Genomic DNA, 20977 nt, shown 5'->3' on the forward strand with positions numbered 1-20977 from the left:
ACCACCCTATAGAGATAAACCAACAATATTAGCCGAAGCAGCTTCTGAAAGATGCAGTATCGGCTCTGGATAAAAACCAAACAATAAAGTTGGTACCGCTAACAATATAAATACAAATAGCTCCATCTTATTCAAATCAGTCAGGTTCGCTACTTGCGTAGATACCACTTCTCCAAAAAACACCCTCTTATACATCCATAGAGTATAAATTGGCGCTATAACCAAAGTTAAACCAGCAATTAATGCTATTAATGGAGAGTACTGAAATACAGCCAACAAAATCATAAACTCACCGACAAAGCCACTAGTGCCTGGTAAACCTACATTAGCCATACAGAAAAGTAAGAAAAACATTGCGAATATTGGCATAGTCTTAGCCACACCTGAGAAATCTGATATTTCTCTTGTATGCATTCTTAAATATAGATAGCCAATACCAATAAACATACCACCAGAAGAAAACGCATGAGCAATCATCTGAAATACAGCACCCTGTAGTGCTAATTGCGCATTAGTTGTACCAAGTACAGGATCGGCACTCTTAAGTATGAAAATAGAGAATAAACCTAATGTAACAAGACCCATATGAGAAATTGATGAATATGCTATCAGTCTTTTGACATCAGTCTGAGCAACTGCAACCACACCAACATAGACAATAGCTATCAAAGACATAATTATCAGTACGTACTCTAATGATGCTGTAACTTCAGGTAGCATCGGTATTGCGAATCTTAAGAAACCATAAGCACCTAGCTTAAGCATAAGTGCTGCAAGTATAACAGAACCTCCAGCTGGTGCCTCTGAGTGAGCATCTGGCAACCATGAATGGAATGGCCACATCGGAATTTTAACTGCAAAAGCTAAGAAGAAAGCACCAAATATTAGCCATTGAGCAGTAAGTGTAAACTTAACAGAGTCTGCCAAACCATTTGATTGAGCAGCCCATGCGATAAAGTTTTGGATTGAATATGTATCTGCACTTACTAGTAAGTCAGCTGGAGATGCTGCCACTCTTGTTTGAATATATAAAATCGCAGCTAGTAAAAATACTGAACCAAAGAAAGTATACATAAAATATTTAACAGCTGCATACGCTTTGTTCTTACCACCCCAAATACCTATACCCAAGCAAGTTGGAATTAATAATGCTTCCCAAAAAACATAGTAAAGTATAGAGTCTGTTGCACAGAAAACACCATTTGTCAGACCACAAGTAATCAAAAATATTGCCATGTATTGTCTAACTTTTGTTTTGATAGAAGTCCAAGCTGCTAGAACAATAACTAAAGTAGCAAAACTTGTTAAAACAATAAATAAAACTGAAAACCCATCAACGCCTAGACCATAATAAATATCATGCATGCCAAATACCTTGAACCATTTTGCTGATTCTTGGAACTGCATCGCAGAACTACTATAATCAAAAGATGCTACCAAAGGTATGCATAAAGCCAGAGTTAAACAGCTAAATACTAAAGCTACCCAACGTGCAGCATCACCATGCAACTCTTTTGTTCTTGTCGCTAATACAACAAAGCCACCAACTATTGGAAGCCAAATTATTAAACTTAATAAGTAATTACCTAAATTCATAATACTAGTTTACCCTCTACCTATACTGATATTAGCAAAATCATAAATAACAACACACCGACCATCATTACAAAAGCATAGTCAAACAGATATCCACGTTGAATTTTTCTAAAACTATCACCAGTATGATAGATCAGACTAGATGTGCCATGTACAATAGTTTTATCTATGATAAAGATATCTACTGCTTTCCATAGGAAAGTACTAATAGCCAAGAAGATATTAACAAATACAACATCATAAAGAGTATCAATAAAGTATTTCTTAACTAAAATATGATAAACAATACCAAACCCAGACTTAGCATTTGCAAGAACTCTTGGTATAACTGGCAACCATATATACAAAATATAAGCCAAAACTAAAGCACTGAAAGCTAACCAGAATGGTACTGTTGATATTGAATGTTTTATGAATGCTATAGAACTAACTGTAGCAGGTTCACTAGCAAGATGAGCTGTAACAGATTCTCCACCTAGTCCTGCCTGAATATATGAAGTTATAGTATCACCAAATAAACCATGATTTTGCGATAAAATACTTGTGAAGAAATACTCTCCAACAAATACTGAAGGTATAGCTAATAATACTAATGGAATTAGTATACTAAACGGCGACTCTTTGATATGAGACCTCTCTTCTTCTGACATTCTCTCTTTACCATGGAATACCAAGAAAAACATTCTAAAAATATAGAAAGATGTCACAAATGCACATGCTAATACCATGTAGTATGCAAACTGGTGACCATATACAGTCGTAGACTGCGCCGCTTCAATAATTAAATCCTTTGAAAAGAAACCTGAGAATGGCGGTAATGCTGCAAGTGCCCAAGCACCTATAAGCATACATAAATATGTAACAGGCATATACTTTCTCAAGCCACCCATTCTACGAATATCTTGCTCGTGATGCATTGCAACTATTACAGAACCAGCCGCCAAGAATAATAATGCTTTAAACATAGCATGCGTCATCAGATGGAACATCCCAATAGAAAATGCTCCTGCGCCCTGAGCTACCATCATGTATCCAAGCTGAGAAAGTGTACAATATGCAATTACTCTTTTTATATCTGTCTGTACTATCGCAATCAAGCCCATAAACAAACATGTAATTGCACCAATAATAAGTACAAAACTTAGTGCTGCAGGTGATAGTACAAACATTGGAGAAAGTCTAGCAACCATAAATACACCCGCTGTAACCATTGTTGCAGCATGGATTAGTGCCGAAATAGGTGTCGGACCTTCCATCGATCCTTCTAGCCATGAGTGTAAAGGAAACTGTGCGGATTTACCCATCGCACCAATAAATAATAGCGAACACATCAGTGTAACAGGGCTAAAGCTCATACCTAAGAAGTGAATAGTTTGAGTATTATCAATATTTGATAAAGCTGCAAACACCGTTGTGTAGTCAACAGATCCAGTGTATAAAATAACCGCCCCAATACCTAACAAAAAGCCTAAGTCACCAATCCTATTTACGATGAACGCTCTCAAGCTAGCAACGTTAGCCTTATCTCTATTAAAATAAAAGCCAATTAATAGGTATGAAAATAAACCAACACCTTCCCATCCAAAAAATAGCAATAAGAAGTTATTGCCCATAACTAGGCAGAGCATTGCAAAGGTAAATCCTGAAATATATGCAAAAAATCTTGCATAGCCTTCTTCACCTTTCATGTAACCAATAGAGTAAACATGTACTAATGTTGATACAAAAGTTACTATCAACATCATGTATACAGTTATCTTATTAACAGTAAAACCAACATCAAATGTAAACTTATCTGAAATCGGAGCCCACTGATAATAACTTACAGAATAAACTTCTGATCCAGCAAAAACACCATAGGCTAAAATTACACTAAGGACAAAAGAAAGACCACATAAAGAAATTGTAAAAAAGTTAACACCAGCATTCTTTACAGACTTGCCACCAAATCCAGCAATCAGAGCACCAAGCAATGGTGATAACACTATGACTGCTATTAGTACAGCTGCTACTTGAGTATTTATTATCATAGCTTGCTCTTAACCTCTTAGTGTATTGAGTTTACTTAAATCAATAGTTTTACGTTTTCTAAATATTGCCACAACAATTGCCAAACCAATTGCTGTTTCCGCTGCTGCCACAGCCATTATAAAGAAAACAAAAACGCCACCCATCGCTTGATGGTGCATATTAGCAAATATCAGAAAGTTAGTATTAACTGCTAGAAGCATCAATTCTATCGACATCAAAAGTATAAGAATATTTCTTCTATTAATAATTATGCCCGCAACACTTATTACGAATAACAATGTACTAAAAATCAAACCATTCGTAACTGAAACTGAAATACTATTCATCTCTAGCGCCCTCTCTATTACTTGGTATCTTAACCATAGTTAGACGATCTTTTGCTCTAACTTTGACCTGTTGCGCAGGATTCACAGACTTGTTACCTTTACGCTTAGATCTCAATGTTAATGTAATTGCTGCTGTCATTGCTGCTAATAAAATGAAATCAACTAATTCAAACACATATAAATTGCTATTATCAAACATTGTTAGACCTATGATTTTAAGTCCACCAACACCGCCCTGCATAGAGTCTCCCGCGAATACTTTAGTAGCAGCATAGCTAATCACTGTAGCAAATATTGCACAAACTATTATAGCTGCAAAAGCATAGAAGAATCTTCCGACTCTACCTTGCTTCTCAACATGTAGATCCAGCATAAATACTACGAACAAGAACATTACTAAAACTGCACCAACATATACAACTATAAGCAACAATGCTAAGTATACTTGTTGAAAAATTATCCACACAGCTGCTGTAAATACGAATGTAAAAATCATTGCTATTACAGAATTTACTGGATTATTCGCCAAAACTAACACTAAAGCAGAAATAATAGCCAGTGATGCAAATATGTAAAATAAAATATCTGTTACTACCATTTCTCTACCTAAAATCCTTATCTTGTAATCTATCTGCTGCTATCTGTGCCTCATATTTATCACCAATAGCTAAAAGCTTAGCTTTTGTCATAATATTTTCACCACGCTCTTCAAAGTGATACTCAAGAATATTGGTTTCAACAATAGAGTCCACTGGACAAGACTCTTCACAATAACCACAAAAAATACACTTAAATAAATCTATTTCATAACTAGATGTTCTACGTGATCCATCTTCTCTTTCAGTAGAGTTAATTGTGATTGCTAATGCTGGACATACAACTTCACATAGCTTACAAGCAATACATCTTTCCTCACCATTCTCATAACGTCTTAAGGCATGCAACCCTCTAAATCTATTAGATATAGGAGTTTTCTCATCAGGATATTGCACAGTAACCTTACGTGTGAAAAAGTGCTTACCTGTGACCTTCATCCCTTTTAGAAGTTCCCAAAGTAGAAAGGTTTTAAAAAAACTTGTTATATTTCTCATAATATTATCCTTTTTACCACCAAGGTCCTACGCCAAACCTAACCATACAAGCTACTACTACAACCCAAACAAATGTTAAAGGTATAAATATTTTCCAACCTAGACGCATGATTTGGTCATATCTATATCTAGGGAATGTCGCACGCACCCACAAAAACATAAACATAAATATACCAGTCTTAGCAAACAACCATACAACACCAGGAACAAAGTTAAATACGGCTTCTAAGGGAGTCGCCTCAAACGGTGAGCACCAACCACCTAAGAACATAATTGAAGTTAAAATACTAATTAAAATCATATTTGCATACTCTGCTAAAAAGAATAGTGCAAATCTAGATCCTGTATACTCAATATGGTGACCAGCAATAATTTCTGACTCACCTTCAACCACATCAAAAGGTGCTCTATTGGTCTCAGCAATACCTGCTATGAAGTACACTACGAATAGCGGGAACAAAGGTATAAAGTACCAATGCCACAGACCTCCAGCCTGAGATTCAATAATCCCAGTTATGCCCATAGAACCAGCTGCAATTACAACTCCAACGATTGCAAATCCCATAGCTAATTCATAAGATACAACCTGCGCACCCGCTCTAAGAGCACCAAACAAAGAATATTTACTGTTAGATGCCCATCCTGCAATTACAATCCCATATACTGAAAAGGATGTCATTGCTAATATATATAGAAGCCCTAAATTCATATCTGACAATACTACACCTTTTGAAAAAGGAATAACTGCCCAAGCAGCATAAGCAGGAGCGAATGCTAATATCGGAGCTATGAAAAACAAATACCTATTTGAATTTGTCGGGACAATAATCTCTTTAAGAAAAAGTTTTAGAGCATCAAATATCGGCTGTAGTAAGCCAAATGATCCTACTCTATTTGGACCTATTCTATCTTGCATATAGCCAATAACTTTACGCTCAGCATATGTATAATAAGCAACTACAAGTATAAGAGGAATAACAATTAACAACACATAAAGCGCTGTCCATAATATATACTCTAACATATTACTTAACCTCCCTCACCAGCTTAATATTCACACTATCGCCTGACAAAAATGATTTATACAACGATCTTGGAATCATAATATTCTTAGCCTGCAAACTAGAATCAACTGATACTTCAGGTGTTATTTCATTGTCAATATCGTAGATTTTAACGATACCGACCTCAGCTTTCAGACCGATTTCATCAGCTATTTCTTGTGAAATCCTAACTCCAGAGAAACGCTTGGCATCATGAGTTTTCTGTAAAGGTTCTGCCCTTCTGAGTAAGCTACTAGTACTATACATAGAATTTGATGCAACAAATGCAATATCTTTTTGATAATCTAGATTTGCATTAAGAATTTGCACTACATGATTAATACCAACTCTAGCTCTATGAGCATAAGTATCATTAGTAACTTCTGATATTGAATTATACTCAAAACCTTCTAATCCCAACAGATTCCCAACAACTCTTAATACACGCCATAGCTCTTTATTATCAGCATATGGTTTTACTACTTGCTTAAACTCTTTAGTATTGCCAAATAAATCAACGAAACTTCCGCTTGTTTCATAGTGAGTAGCTACAGGCAAAATAATATCTGAGACATCTTTTGTAAACTTATCTGCAAATGCAGTAAAGCTAACAACGATATCGATATTATCAAGAGCCTCTCTTAGCTTCTGCTCACCATATAAACAATCTTTAGATAACTCAGTATGAGCAGTAAATAAAAGCTTAGTAGCTGTTTGACCATTCAAACATTTATATGTACTAAATTTAGATTTAGAAGAGCTAAATATTCTCTCAGCTGCCACCGAATTAACATCACTAGCCAGCACACCACCTTTTACACCAATAACTTTTTCTAATATTTCCAAAATACTAAATACTGTTTCAAAGCCACTACTGTTAACAATATCTTGGCCAACAATGATTTTTGGACTATCTGATGCAACAATTCTATCTGCAGTTTCTCTAACTTCCGCTGCTGGATCAACTTTTCTCAAAATTTCATCCAAGTCACCATATGGCAAATTTGCTCTTACAAAGATCGCTTTTAATAAAGATAATGCAATATATTGAATATTATCAGCAGCTAGTTTGACTTGTTTAACATCATAGTTAAAATCATAATCACAAATATTCCAAGCTACTACTTTAGCATTATTTTTTTCTGCGGCATCTTTAACCGCAATATTAACTAATGGATACTCTTTTCTAATATTTGATCCAAAAACCAAAATAAAATCACTTTCACGAATATCATCTAATGAACAATTAAAGCCTTTACCAGCACTTATCCCCGGTATATCAGCATACTGTCTTACTCTACCATCAATATTAGTTGATCCAACACTAGCTAAGAGCTTTTTCATTAAATACATCTCTTCGGATGTTGCTGACTCTGATACAATAGCTGATATAGCATCAGCACCGTCTTTTTCTTTGGTTTTCTCAATTGCTACCTTAACAAAATCAAGCGCCTCTTCCCAAGATACTTCGACCCAACCACCAGACTTTTTAATCATTGGCTTTTCAATTCTTTCTGGGCTATATAATCCAGAGTATTCAAACCTATCTCTATCAGCTATCCACGTACCAGTTATTTCGTTCTCTCTAGGAACAGTTCTGACAATTTTATTTTGATAGACATGTGCATTAATATCTGTAGCCAAAGCATCGCCTGACGATACCGTAGGGAACTGTTTTAGTTCCCATGCTCTTGCTTTGAATCTAAAAGGCTTAGATGTCAAAGCACCGACAGGACAAAGATCAATAATATTGCCTGAAATTTCTGAGTCGACCATATCTCCTGAAATATATGTGCTGATAGCAGAATGATCTCCTCTCCCCATAACACCTAATTCTTTGACGCCGGCTACTTCCTCACCAAAACGAACACAGCGTGTACATAAAATACATCTAGTCATATCGGTAGCAACCAAAGATCCTAGCTCAGGATCTTCAACAGCTCTTTTTGTCTCAAGGTACTCAGAAGTCGTATTACCATATCCCATAGCAATATCTTGAAGCTCACACTCTCCACCCTGATCACAGATCGGACAATCTAATGGATGATTTATCAATAAAAACTCCATTACGTCTTTTTGCATCTGTAAAGCCTTCTCCGAACGAGTTTTGACCTTCATGCCATCCATAATGGGAGTAGCACATGCAGGGGAGGCACGTCTTGCACCTTCCACATCAACTAAGCACATCCTACAATTAGCAGCTACAGATAGCTTTTTATGATAGCAAAATCTAGGAATATAGATACCATTAGCATCTGCCACTTCTATTATTGATTGATTTGGCAAAGCTTCATAGCTTTTACCATCAATCTCTATACTTATTTTTTTGGATTCTTTATTGTCTGACACTGAACTACCTCAATCAACTATTGATCCACAATACTCTTACCACCATTCTCAATCATATAGACAAATTCTTCTCTGAATTTATTTATATAACTTTGGACTGGCCATGCTGCAGCATCTCCAAGACCACAAATAGTGTTACCTTCTATATTTGTTGCTACTCTAACTAGAGTATCGATATCTTCGGGTTTTCCTTCACCAGCAACAATTCTATGCAATGTACGCGCTAACCAGCCAGTACCTTCTCTGCAAGGAGTACACTGACCACAAGATTCCTCATAATAGAAATCTGCTAATCTAGCCAATGTTTTAACCATGCAAGTTGTTTCATCTAAAACAACTACTGCGCCAGATCCTAGCATAGAACCCGCTTCAGCTATAGACTCATAGTCCATAGTAACCTTAAGCATCTCTTCACCAGTAAGAATCTTAGAAGAGCTTCCACCTGGTATCACAGCCTTTAGCTTATGGCCATTACGAACACCACCACACATCTCTAAAACATCTTTGAAAGGAGTACCTAAACCTATTTCCATGACTTTTTGATGCTTAACATGACCAGAAATACAAAAAAGCTTAGTACCGCCACTTTTTTCAGTTCCAAGATTTTTAAACCACTGCCCACCATGCTGTAAAATTACTGGTGCCGATGCGTAAGTCTCAGTGTTATTTATGTTGGTTGGTCTACCATAAAGACCTTTGAAAGCAGGAAAAGGTGGCTTAAATCTTGGGCGACCCTTTTTGCCCTCCAACGAATTAAGCAATGCTGTCTCTTCACCACAGATATATGCCCCTGCACCAATTGCAGAATACAAATCAAATGAAATGCCTGAAGATTTAATATTTGATCCCAACAATCCTGCTTGATAAGCCTCTATCAAGGCATCTTCAAACCTTGCAATAGGTTCGTAAAACTCTCCTCGTGTATAATTATAACCAGCCGTAGCGCCTACCACATATCCGGCAATAGCCATACCCTCTATTAATTGATGTGGATTATTACGCATTATTTCTCTATCTTTACAAGTACCTGGCTCCCCTTCATCAGAGTTACAAACCACATACTTCTGACCTGGAGTATTACGCGGCATAAAGCTCCACTTAAGACCAGTAGGGAACCCAGCCCCACCACGACCTCTAAGCCCTGATATCTTGAGCTCTTCAATAATTTGCTCAGGCGGAATCTTCTCTGTTAAAATTTTATTCCAATAAGAATAACCTCCCACAGATAAGTAAGACTCCAAGCTGTACGGCTTATCTAAATGCAGGGTACGAAAACAAACTTCATTTGCCATATATAACTACTCCAAAGAATCAATTATTTGATTCACTTTTTCTATAGTTAGATTTTCATAAAAAATCTTATCAACCTCAAGCATAGGCGAGCCACAACAAGCTCCCTGGCATTCAACTTCTTTTAGAGTTATGCGACCATCTTTCGTAGTCTCTCCAGGTTTGATTCCTAGTTTTTTCTCAATATGCGCCAATATATCATACGCGCCATTTAACATACACGAAACATTCGTACATAAATTCAACTTATGTCTACCCACGGGCTTCAGTTCATACATACAGTAAAACGTAGCAACCTCATAAACATCAACCTTACTAACTTGTAAATATTCAGCAAGAGCTGTTTGTAAATCATCAGTTAAGTAGCCACCATTTTGATCTTGTAAAATATGCAACCCTTCCAAAATCGCAGATCTACGCTGATCCGTTGGAAATTTACTCAAAACCCTGTCTATATCTTCTTTCGCTTGTGGCGATATCAAATCTACTAAAGACATCTTTTTCCTCTATCTATCTACATCACCAAACACAACATCTATTGTAGAGATAATCGCTGGAGTATCTGCTAACATATGTCCTGACAACAACTCATCCATAGCACTTATGTGAGTAAATCCCGGTGCTTTCATCTTAAGTCTATAAGGCTTATTTGCTCCATCAGACTTAATATATACACCAAACTCACCTTTAGGATGCTCCGTACCAACATAAACCTCTCCCTCAGGAGTACAATAACCTTCAGAAAAAAGCTTAAAATGATGAATAAGCTCTTCCATATTATTTTTCATCGCATTTCTTTTTGGAGGTGCTACTTTGTGATTATCCGAAAGGACAGGCCCTGGATTAGCTCGCAACCAATCAACACATTGTTTAATTAGCTTATTTGATTCGCGCATTTCTGCCATTCTGACAAGATATCTATCATAACAATCGCCATTAGCACCAACAGGAATATCAAAATCAAGCTTATCATAAACCTCATAAGGTTGAGATTTTCTAAGATCCCAAGCCACACCACTACCTCTCAACATTGGTCCAGTGAAGCCAAGCTCAACCGCTCTTTCTGCTGTAACAACACCAATATCCACAGTTCTTTGCTTCCAAAGCCTGTTATCTGTTAAAAGTGTATCTATCTCACCTAGAGATTTATCAAAATCAACAACAAAAGAATCTAAAAAGTCCAACATACTACCTTGTCTGTTAGCATTGATTTTTTTGGTTTTTCTTTTGCTTGTAAATCTAGTTTGCTTATATTGTGGCATTTGTGTTGGTAAATCTCTAGCAACGCCTCCTGGTCTAAAATACGCAGCATGCATACGAGCACCAGAAACAGCTTCATAACAGTCAAATAAGTCTTCTCTAACCCTAAAAGCATACAAAAATACTGTCATAGCACCTAAGTCGATACCACACGCAGCAACCCAAAGCAAATGATTAAGAATCCTTGTCATTTCAGCAAACATCACACGAATGTACTGAGCCCTTTCAGGAACCTCAAGTTCCAAAAGCTTCTCGATCGCCATCACGTAAGCATGCTCATTACACATCATCGAGACATAATCCAATCTATCCATATAGCCAATACTTTGATTATATGGTTTAAATTCAGCAAGTTTTTCTGTTCCTCTATGAAGTAAGCCAACATGCGGATCAGCCCTAACAACCGTCTCTCCATCTAGCTCTAAAATAAGCCTAAGAACACCATGCGCAGCAGGATGGACTGGACCAAAATTTAGTGTATAGTTTTTATACTCTGCCATTGTTACAAACCCATAATTTTATTGATTGCGAATTACTCTTGGTGCATTGACCCTATCATCGATCTCTACAGGCTCATAAACAACCTTACCAAGATTTTCATCATAACGCATCTCCACATAACCTGTCTGAGGAAAATCTTTTCTCAAAGGATGCCCCACAAATCCATAGTCAGTAAGCACTCTACGTAAGTCTGGGTGATTATTAAAATAGATCCCAAACATATCATAAACCTCTCTCTCAGCCCAATTAGCCGAAGGCCAAAGATCCTCAACCGAGTCAACCATAATAATCTGAGCATCTTTTAATTTACATTTGACACGAACTCGAACATTATTAGCCATACTTAGCAACTGATAAATAATCTCAAATCTATTATTAACATCAGCAGTTTTAAAGTCCTGTTGCCTCCCCCTTGAAAAACCTGTTTGAGAAACAACCTTACCCACTTGCCAATCAGACTGACCATAAGTCAAATAATCAACAGCCGTAATATCAGTAAGTTGCTTGAAGTGATACTCTTTCTTAAGTTTTTTTAGCACAAGATGTATGTCACGCTGATCTTTAATAGAAATATTAATCTCACCATATGCAACATAACACTCAACACCAAAACCGTTCAATATTTTTTCTACATTATTAAAATGATCTTGTAACCTAGCACTCACGATCACTTCCTCGCTATAGTATCTTTTCTAATAATTTTGTTCTGCAGTTGTATTATCCCATAAACTAAAGCTTCTGCAGTCGGAGGACACCCTGGAACGTATATATCCACAGGGACTATTCTGTCACACCCTCTCACCACAGAGTAAGAGTAGTGATAGTATCCACCACCATTTGCACACGAACCCATAGAAATCACCCACTTAGGATCTGGCATCTGATCATAGACTTGACGTAGTGCTGGAGCCATCTTATTACAAAGTGTACCAGCAACGATAAGAACATCTGACTGCCTAGGAGATGGTCTAAAAACAATACCAAATCTATCTAAGTCATACCTAGCAGCACCAGCATGCATCATCTCAACCGCACAACAAGCCAAACCTGTAGTTACAGGCCACAATGAACCAGTGCGCACCCAATTTATAAGTGCATCAGCACTTGCAGTTATAAAACCTTTATTCTCGTTACCTATTCCCACTCTAAAGCTCCTTTTTTCCAGGCATATATCAAGCCCAAGAATAGTACCACCAAAAATATAATCATCGCAAAAAAAGCATGATTTGAAATAGCAGGCATTCCAGCACTAGCCTTTAAATTTATACCCCAAGGAATAATGAACGCCAACTCCAAATCAAATACCAAAAACAGTACCGCTATTAAGTAAAAACGGACATCTAACTTTTCTCTAGCATCTCCGAAGGTTGGAAATCCACACTCAAAAGTCTCACCTTTTGTTGCATTCGGGTTATTAGCTCCAACAATCATCGATAAAATTTTACCGATCATTGCAAATGCTGCTCCCAAACCAAAAGCTATAATAAGGAATATCAATATTGGTGCAAATTCTGCATAAACATTAGCGCTCATAGAAAAAGATTGATAAAAATAATTAGTTCGTTAATGATAGCACAATTAGAGTTTAAGTACAAAGTCATAAGAAATTTAAAAGCTTATAGATACTATAAAATAATTATTAGAACTACAAAAACCTAAAATCGTAAAACACTATAGCCTCTAAAGGCTTTACTTAGTCAAGCTTTTCACATAATCTTTAATATTAGAATTTTATAAAAAATTTATAAACAACATAAGATGAACTCAAATAACTTTGATCTAAAACAATATGGCTTTAAGATTACTCAACCACGAGTTGAAATACTTAAACTTTTTGAAGAAAATAAAGACAGACATCTTAGTCCTGATGATGTTTTTTCTAAGCTTAAATCTCAAGGAAGTAGTACAGGCATAGCTACAGTTTATAGAGTGCTTAATCAGTTTGAATCAGCAGGAATAATAAGCCGACTTAAGCTAGACTCTGATCAAGTTATGTATGAGCTAAACCAAGGAGATCACCACGATCATATTATCTGTGTCTCATGTAACAAAATACAAGAATTTTATAGTGAAGAAATCGAAGCCATGCAGAAAAAAATAGTTGAATCTCTTGGAGCTGAAATGGTTGACCACAGTCTAAATATATATATTAAATGTAAATCTTGCTTAAAAAAGTGACTTCTAATTTTTGAAAATTTCATCATACACTCTTTGCAAGAGAGTATTATCGCTCTCTGTTAGAAAATATAAGCTATTACCTTTAGCTCCATAACCAACTAACTTACTACTTGAGATGCCCAGCCTATCCGAAAGGTCCTTAAACAACTGAGGTATCTTATCTAAACCATTTCCAATTAAGGCGGTTAAAGATAAATTACGCTCAAATTCAAAACAATCAAGATGTAAGACAGTTAAATCACTAATTACAGAATTTTCTATAAATTTATCAAGTCTATTAATAACAAATGAGAATTCTTTGTCACTCAAACTAACTATAACTGGCGTTACTCCATATTTTTTTAGCAGAGAAAAAATATCAGGAGCCACATCTGATATATCTCTATCTTGAAGTTTTATTTTCATCAGAATTTGTTCATGCTTTTCTGTAATAGCTCTCACTCCATCTCTATTAACTAACTCTTGATTATCTACAATATAAGTTCCTCCTTTATTAGGATCAAATGTTGACCCGACAAATACTTTTGTTCCACATCTTATTACAGGCCAAAGTGTATCAGGATGTAAAACCTTTGCACCAAAGCTTATCAGTTCAATAGCCTCTTCAAAATTTATCTGTCTTATTACTCGAGATTTAGGTATCAATCTTGGATCAGCTTGATGTATACCCGCAACATCTGTCCAAATATACAGCATATTTGCATTTATAGCCTCAGCAATCAATGCAGCTGAATAATCACTCCCTCCTCGGCCTAACAATATTGTTTCATTATCTAAATTTGAACCAATAAAGCCGCCCATGACATATATCTTTTCCGAATCAGAAAGATATTTCCTCGCCTGATTTTTTATGTTTTCTAATAAAGGCTTAGCCTCAATATAACCACCATCGGCTTTAATAATTTTTCGAGCATCTATATGCTCACAATTTATGCCTTGCTCCCTCAAAACATGATTAAAAATATATGCTGAAACCCTCTCTCCAAAAGATAAGATCTGTGATTGTAATCGTAAATCTAATTCTTGACTTATTTGACTTATTTGACTTATATATAGTCTCTGACAAAACTCCTCGAGCTCACTAAATAGGCTCTCTACATTAGAACTCTCTGCTGGCAGAACAGATTCAACAATAGGATCTATGATAAGATGAAGGTCTTTAAATATTTTTTTATAGCCATAAATATCACTTTTTATAAGCTTCTCTAATAAATTAGTAACTCCAGCTTGCGCACTGACAACAACAACTTTTATATCTTTATTGTTTTTGACTATGTCAACGCATTTATATATAGCTGCGATAGTTGCGACACTAGTTCCACCAAATTTTGCTACACTGATTTGTTTTTTCATAATTTTTTTGCTGATTCATGTTGCATTTAAATATAATGTAAATGATAATCATTATCAATAAATAAACAGCAGAGATAAAATATGAATTTACAATCACAACAAACGATGTTAGAAAATCAAGCAACTTGGGAGTCTAATGCTAGAAGCTATCCTAGAAAAAATCCTTTAGTTATAAAAAAAGCTCAAGGTGTTTATTTAACAGACATTGAGAATAAAAAATATATAGATTGCCTAGCAGGAGCTGGAACTATTGCTCTTGGACACAATGATCCTGAAATTACAAATGCCATATCACAAACTCTAAACAAAGGGGTTCCGATACATACATTAGACTTACTTACAGAAGAAAAACATAGCTTTATGGAAGAGCTACTAAATACTCTACCCCAGTCTTATCATGGCAAAACAAAAGTTCAATTTTGTAGCCCAAGTGGTTCTGATGCAGTTGAAGCAGCAATCAAACTATGCAAAACGGCAACAGGTAGAGAAAATATAATTGCTTTTCATGGTGCCTATCATGGTATGACTCATGGAACACTTTCTCTTATGGGTAATTTAGAACCAAAACAAGATATTGCCGGACTTACTCCCTATGTACATTTCCTACCTTATCCTTATTCATATCGTTGCCCTTTTGGTCTAAAAGATGAACAAAGCATAGACATAAATATTCAAATGATCTCTCGCTTATTAAAAGATCCTGAAAGTGGTATAAAAAAACCAGCCGCAATCATACTGGAACCCGTCCAAGGTGAAGGAGGTGTAATCCCAGCTCCTGTAAAATGGTTAAAGGCAATAAGAGAGCTAACTAAAGAGCTAGATATACCTCTAATTGTTGATGAAGTTCAGTGTGGTATTGGCAGAACGGGATACTTATATGCTTTTGAAAAAGCTGGTATTGATCCAGATGTAATTGTTCTATCTAAAGCACTTGGTGGAGGATTGCCAATATCTGTAATACTATACAAAAGTTATTTAGATACTTGGAAGCCTGGTGCTCATACAGGAACATTTCGTGGTAACGTGCTTGCAATGGTTGCAGGAAGCGTTGTTCTAAAAAGAGTAAACAATACTGACTTCCTAGAACAAGTAAGTAAAAAAGGTAATTATCTACTCGACAAACTCCATAGCCTAAAAAACAAATATAACATTATTGGTGATGTTCGCGGTTCGGGCTTGATGATTGGTATGGAAATAGTTGATATATCTTCAAAGCCGGACTCAATCGGTAGCTTACCTGCTGATGGAAAAAAAGCTCTAGCAATCAAAAAAACTTGTTTTGATATGGGATTGATAGTTGAGTTAGGAGGTCGCTTTGGAGGAACTATTAGACTATTACCTCCTTTAACAATAACTATTGAACAAATCAATGAAGTAGTTCAAATATTAGAAGACTCGATTAAGGAGAATATATGAGTCTAAATCTTGATAACTACTTTCTAAACAGCTCTATAGAAAGTACTAATGCATATAAACAAAGTATAAAAGATACGTTAGAAATAATCACAGCTAACTTAAAGAACTCTAACATTTTTAGTGGGCAAGAGGCAAGGCAACTAGGAGGATTAACTGCTCAATATAAGATAGATAAAGAACCTAAAAAGTTAGAGAGTATAATTCAGAATCAGCTTAGCGAGTTTTTTAAACATTCGCTGAATGTTAATTCTCCAACTTCCATGGCTCATTTACATTGCCCTGTAATGTTACCCTCATTAGTTGCTGAAATATTTATCTCAGCTCTAAATCAATCTATGGATTCATGGGATCAAAGCCCTATTGCCACATATATTGAACAAGCTGTTATTAACTGGTTTAGCTCTTTAATTTACAAAGATAATCCATGCTCAGATGGTATATTTACAAGTGGTGGAACTCAATCAAACCTAATGGGACTACTTTTAGCAAGAGATCATTATTGTGAAAATGTTCTAAATCATAAAATAGCAGATTTAGGTTTGCCAAATATTGCTAACAAATTTCGTATCTTATGCACAGAAAAAACGCACTTCTCTGTGCACAAATCTCTATCAATATTGGGACTAGGTAAAAACTCAATCGAACTAATAAAAACAGATGAGAATCTTAAATTAGATGTTAAAAATTTAGCCTCAAGAATAGACTCTCTGAAAGTACAAGACTTAATTCCGATATGTATAGTTACAACTATTGGAGATACTGACTTTGGCTGTATTGATAATATCAAGTCAATAGCAGAAATAGCAAATAAACATAACATCTGGCTTCATGCAGATGCCGCTGTTGGTGGAGCTCTAATACTTTCAAATAAACACAAAGATCGACTAGTAGGTCTTGAACTTGTTGATTCTGTAACTATTGATTTTCATAAGCTATTTTTCCAACCTGTAAGTTGTGGGGCTTTTTTCTGTAAAGATAGACAAGCATTCAAGCTTCTGAGCTACCATGCTGATTACTTAAACCCTGATGAAGATGGCTTTGATAGTATAAATTTAGTAGATAAATCGATACAAACAACTCGTAGGTTTGATGCTTTAAAGATATTTATCTCATTGCAAAATAGTGGTACTGAATTATTTGCAAAATGGATTGATCATATTATTGAGATTACAAATATAACAATTACAACTATAGAAGAAGATAATAGCCTACAACTAGCCTTTGAAGAGCAACAACACTTAAACAATCATCTAAATACAATTGTTTTTAGGTATTATGATAAAAATTTGAATTCTAACACTCTAAATTTGATTAATAGAGAGATTCATAAGCTTATATTTCATAGTGGCAAATTTGCTATAGCTCAGACAAAAATAAATAAGAATATTTACTTAAAAATCACCTTAGTTAATCCAATGATAACATCAGAACTGATAAGTGCCTGTCTCAAGCAAATAAAACACTATGGCAACTTAGTCAAAAATCAAATAGAGGCAAGCCAACAATGAATAAGTACGCAAATAGAATAACTCTAAAAAATTTTTTAAATTGTTACTACCGTGAGTTTAACAATTATGAATTATCCCGAAACAATGATGGTGGTTATAGGTTTAATATCTTTTTGAAATCTATAGATTCTAGTTTTGAAACTAATGTAAAAATTTCTCCAATATTGAAATCACCAATATGGGAGTTACCATGCTATTTAGTAAAACAAGATGAAAAAATAAAGCTCGATCCTCTTGAGGCTGTATTTTTAATTAGCAAGGAGTTAGAAAGCTCTAATGTAATCGCCTTCGATGAGTTATTAGAGAGGATAACCAACTCCGCAACAAATATTGCTCAGATATTACATTACAGAAAACACAAAATTGATGATGCCTTTGGATATGAAAACTCATTTATCACAAATGAGCAAAACTTAATAAGAGGTCATCGATTACAACCAGATCCTAAGAGTAGAGAAGGCTTTTCTAAGGAAGAGTTCGTACAATACTCTCCAGAAACAAATGGCAAATTTCAGCTTTATTATATGTATATAAGTAAAGATATTTTAGAATCACAATCATTACTTGAAAAAAATACAGATGAGATTTTTTCAGACTTCCTAAAACATGAGAGTATATACTATAAATCTGATAAAGATTACCAATTATTTGCTGTACATCCTTGGCAAGCAAAATACTTGGCAAAACATGATGAAATCCAAAAGTATAAAGCTCAAAAAAAGATAATAGATATTGGCATAACAGGCCCTTGGTTTTATCCAACAACCTCTGTTAGAACTGTGTACTCTCCACAAGCCAACATTATGCTGAAATTCTCGCTAAATATCGCCATAACAAATTCAGTAAGAACGAATTTGGCCAAAGAATGTAACAGAAGTTTGACGGTTCATAAACTATATACAAATCATTTACAGACTATCTTAAATAATGAGTTCCCATTCTTTAAGCTAATTACAGATCCTGCTTATTGTGCAATAAAAGTTAATAATAAGGTTTTTGATCCGAGTATCTGCATTATACGCAATGCCAACTTTAATCCTCAAGATGATATTGCATGTATTGCAAGTCTAACTGAACCCAACCCATTTAATGAAGCTACGCGTATTGGCTCATTAATTCAGTACTTCAGCGTACACAATAATATCTCTACTTATGAAGCTACTATCTATTGGTTTGAGACTTACTTAACAGTGGCTATTACCCCTATACTATGGCTGTACTCAAAATATGGTATTGCTCTAGAAGCTCATCAACAGAACTTGCTAGTCAAACTAGAGCATGGACTACCAGTTGAAAGCTACTATCGTGATAGCCAAGGATATTATTATATAAAAGACCATCCAGAACTCAAAAAAGCTAGTTTTGGAAATATCAGTAGTCTATGTGAAGAATCTGAGGACTTTATAGATCATCATTTTTGCTACTATTTCGTTGTGAATCAACTTTTTTCTGTAATAGAAGCCGTTACAAATACTGGCTATATTAGCGAACAAGATTTAATAAAAATAACTATAGATTTCTTAGAAAGCTTCCTAGAAAAGTATAAAACCTGCGATAAATTTATCAAAAAGATTCTAAATATAGATCAATTACCTCTAAAGGCTAATCTACGCACAAGACTTTGTGGGCTTGATGAACTACAGGCTCCTTTAACTAATCAATCTATTTATGTAAATACAAATAATCCTTTTAAGGAGGTTATATGAAAATCTATGACATTATTGGCATAGGAATTGGTCCTTTTAATCTTGGACTAGCGGCATTATTAAACGATAAACCTATCAACTGCCTTTTCTTTGATAAAAAAGATAATTTCTCTTGGCACCCTGGGTTGATGATGAACTGGACAACATTACAAGTACCATTCTTAGCTGACTTAGTAACTATGGCTGATCCAACTAGTGAGTTTACTTTTCTAAATTACTTACATCAAAAAAACCGTATGTATAAATTTTACTTCAAAGAAAATTTCTTTATACCTAGACAAGAATATAACGACTATTGCTTATGGGTATCACAAAAGTGTAATTCTTGTAAATTTGGCTATGAAGTTATAAATATAGAGCATCAGATAGATTCCCTGAACGAGACTTGGTGCATCACAGTAAAAGATAAAGATAATCTAGAGCAACAATACTTAACAAAGAACATTGTACTTGGGTTAGGTACATCTGCATATTTGCCAAGTAAACTTAAGAATAAAGCGAACATTCACCATAGTAGTGAATATCTGAATATAAAAGATCTAGCTCTAAAAGATCAGCACATAACGCTGATAGGTTCTGGTCAAAGTGCTGGAGAGATATTTTTAGATTTGATGAAGTCAAAAGATGATTCTACAAAAATTAGCTGGCTAACTAGAAGTAAAGGCTTTTTCCCAATGGAGTACTCTAAACTTGGTCTAGAACACTTCTCACCTGATTATATTGAGTATTTTTATAACCTACCTAATTTAGAAAAGCCTAAACTTCTAAGTGAACAAGATTTACTCTATAAAGGAATTAGTGCTGAAACAATATCAGATATCTATGATGTCCTTTATGAACAATCTATAGAAAATAAAAACAATGCTGAATTGATTGCAAACTGTGAATGCCTAAATATTGATAACTCACAAGATAAACTTCTCTGCTCTTTTTATCATAGTCAGCAAAATCAAGAGTTCTCAATCGCAACAGATAGAGTTATTGCAGCAACCGGATATAAAGCAAATATAAATAATGCCCTCAAAAATATAGAAACACTAATTCAACGAGATGATAGCAATAATCTCAAAATATCTCGTGATTATAAAATAATCACGCAAAATACGTCTTTAAACATTTTTGTCCAAAATGCTGAGATCAACTCTCATGGTGTAGGTACTCCTGATTTAGGATTAGGGGGTTATAGAAATGCTGTGATAGTAAATACTCTTCTCAACAAAGAGATATACAAAGTATCTTCTCGAACGATTTTCTCAACATTTGGTGTTCCAAGAAAATACTTAACACAAAGAGCAAATATTAAAGTCGCATAAATTACAGGAGACTATT

Annotated in this window: 19 protein-coding genes; 5 read left to right on the top strand and 14 right to left on the bottom strand. The window is 35.1% G+C overall.

The window, feature by feature from the left end:
- Window positions 1-6: 6 nt before the first annotated feature.
- Genes IMS64_RS08575 through ndhC form a run of 13 tightly spaced genes read right to left on the bottom strand, consistent with a single transcriptional unit; the run spans window position 7 to window position 13020 of the window.
- A complete protein-coding gene (locus tag IMS64_RS08575) occupies window positions 7-1596 on the bottom strand; it encodes a complex I subunit 4 family protein (RefSeq protein WP_004286963.1) in 1590 nt (529 codons plus the stop codon).
- 20 nt (window positions 1597-1616) lie between these two features.
- Entirely contained in the window at window positions 1617-3626 is a 2010-nt protein-coding gene (gene nuoL / locus IMS64_RS08580; protein ID WP_200165763.1) for an NADH-quinone oxidoreductase subunit L, read from the bottom strand.
- 9 nt (window positions 3627-3635) lie between these two features.
- On the bottom strand, window positions 3636-3953 hold the full coding sequence (gene nuoK / locus IMS64_RS08585) for an NADH-quinone oxidoreductase subunit NuoK (protein WP_004286961.1): 318 nt from the start codon (window positions 3951-3953) through the stop codon (window positions 3636-3638).
- Window positions 3946-4551: an NADH-quinone oxidoreductase subunit J gene (locus IMS64_RS08590; RefSeq protein WP_004286960.1), complete on the bottom strand. Its 606-nt coding sequence runs from the start codon at window positions 4549-4551 to the stop codon at window positions 3946-3948. Before IMS64_RS08590 ends, nuoK begins: the two co-directional genes overlap by 8 nt.
- 4 nt (window positions 4552-4555) lie before the next feature.
- On the bottom strand, window positions 4556-5044 hold the full coding sequence (gene nuoI / locus IMS64_RS08595; protein ID WP_012280348.1) for an NADH-quinone oxidoreductase subunit NuoI: 489 nt from the start codon (window positions 5042-5044) through the stop codon (window positions 4556-4558).
- Between the two features lie 13 nt (window positions 5045-5057).
- A complete protein-coding gene (gene nuoH, locus IMS64_RS08600) occupies window positions 5058-6068 on the bottom strand; it encodes an NADH-quinone oxidoreductase subunit NuoH (protein WP_012280347.1) in 1011 nt (336 codons plus the stop codon).
- Window position 6069: 1 nt separating this feature from the next.
- On the bottom strand, window positions 6070-8436 hold the full coding sequence (gene nuoG, locus IMS64_RS08605; RefSeq protein ID WP_211490438.1) for an NADH-quinone oxidoreductase subunit NuoG: 2367 nt from the start codon (window positions 8434-8436) through the stop codon (window positions 6070-6072).
- Window positions 8437-8453: 17 nt separating this feature from the next.
- On the bottom strand, window positions 8454-9728 hold the full coding sequence (nuoF, locus tag IMS64_RS08610) for an NADH-quinone oxidoreductase subunit NuoF (RefSeq protein ID WP_012280345.1): 1275 nt from the start codon (window positions 9726-9728) through the stop codon (window positions 8454-8456).
- Between the two features lie 6 nt (window positions 9729-9734).
- Entirely contained in the window at window positions 9735-10223 is a 489-nt protein-coding gene (locus IMS64_RS08615) for an NADH-quinone oxidoreductase subunit NuoE family protein (protein WP_042517001.1), read from the bottom strand.
- Window positions 10224-10232: 9 nt separating this feature from the next.
- Window positions 10233-11486, bottom strand: coding sequence for an NADH-quinone oxidoreductase subunit D (locus IMS64_RS08620; RefSeq protein WP_200148976.1), 1254 nt, complete (start codon window positions 11484-11486; stop codon window positions 10233-10235).
- Between the two features lie 18 nt (window positions 11487-11504).
- Window positions 11505-12152: an NADH-quinone oxidoreductase subunit C gene (locus IMS64_RS08625; protein ID WP_035737077.1), complete on the bottom strand. Its 648-nt coding sequence runs from the start codon at window positions 12150-12152 to the stop codon at window positions 11505-11507.
- Window positions 12153-12154: 2 nt separating this feature from the next.
- On the bottom strand, window positions 12155-12631 hold the full coding sequence (locus tag IMS64_RS08630) for a NuoB/complex I 20 kDa subunit family protein (protein WP_003017394.1): 477 nt from the start codon (window positions 12629-12631) through the stop codon (window positions 12155-12157).
- Complete coding sequence (gene ndhC / locus IMS64_RS08635; RefSeq protein WP_004286950.1) at window positions 12622-13020, bottom strand: NADH-quinone oxidoreductase subunit A; 399 nt, start codon at window positions 13018-13020, stop codon at window positions 12622-12624. Before ndhC ends, IMS64_RS08630 begins: the two co-directional genes overlap by 10 nt.
- Window positions 13021-13245: 225 nt before the next feature.
- On the opposite strand from ndhC, the gene IMS64_RS08640 reads away from it, so the two are divergent.
- Window positions 13246-13665 carry a Fur family transcriptional regulator gene (locus IMS64_RS08640; RefSeq protein ID WP_012280340.1) on the top strand — a complete coding sequence of 140 codons (420 nt, stop codon included), beginning with the start codon at window positions 13246-13248 and terminating at the stop codon, window positions 13663-13665.
- A gap of 3 nt (window positions 13666-13668) precedes the next feature.
- Here IMS64_RS08640 and IMS64_RS08645 read toward each other — a convergent pair whose 3' ends face one another.
- A complete protein-coding gene (locus IMS64_RS08645; RefSeq protein ID WP_211490439.1) occupies window positions 13669-15018 on the bottom strand; it encodes an aspartate kinase in 1350 nt (449 codons plus the stop codon).
- Between the two features lie 81 nt (window positions 15019-15099).
- On the opposite strand from IMS64_RS08645, the gene IMS64_RS08650 reads away from it, so the two are divergent.
- The 4 genes from IMS64_RS08650 to IMS64_RS08665 are packed head-to-tail and all read left to right on the top strand — an operon-like array spanning window position 15100 to window position 20961.
- Window positions 15100-16434 carry a diaminobutyrate--2-oxoglutarate transaminase family protein gene (locus tag IMS64_RS08650; RefSeq protein WP_004286947.1) on the top strand — a complete coding sequence of 445 codons (1335 nt, stop codon included), beginning with the start codon at window positions 15100-15102 and terminating at the stop codon, window positions 16432-16434.
- Window positions 16431-17942, top strand: coding sequence for a pyridoxal phosphate-dependent decarboxylase family protein (locus IMS64_RS08655; RefSeq protein ID WP_211490440.1), 1512 nt, complete (start codon window positions 16431-16433; stop codon window positions 17940-17942). Before IMS64_RS08650 ends, IMS64_RS08655 begins: the two co-directional genes overlap by 4 nt.
- The gene (locus IMS64_RS08660; RefSeq protein ID WP_211490441.1) at window positions 17939-19648 is read left to right on the top strand and encodes an IucA/IucC family protein; all 1710 of its coding nucleotides are present in this window, start codon (window positions 17939-17941) and stop codon (window positions 19646-19648) included. Before IMS64_RS08655 ends, IMS64_RS08660 begins: the two co-directional genes overlap by 4 nt.
- Window positions 19645-20961 (top strand): lysine N(6)-hydroxylase/L-ornithine N(5)-oxygenase family protein, encoded by a 1317-nt coding sequence (locus IMS64_RS08665; RefSeq protein ID WP_211490442.1) that lies wholly within the window; start codon window positions 19645-19647, stop codon window positions 20959-20961. Before IMS64_RS08660 ends, IMS64_RS08665 begins: the two co-directional genes overlap by 4 nt.
- The last annotated feature ends 16 nt before the right edge of the window (window positions 20962-20977 follow it).

Origin of the sequence: Francisella philomiragia (assembly GCF_018135955.1) — a bacterium.
Taxonomy (GTDB): Bacteria; Pseudomonadota; Gammaproteobacteria; order Francisellales; family Francisellaceae; genus Francisella; species Francisella philomiragia.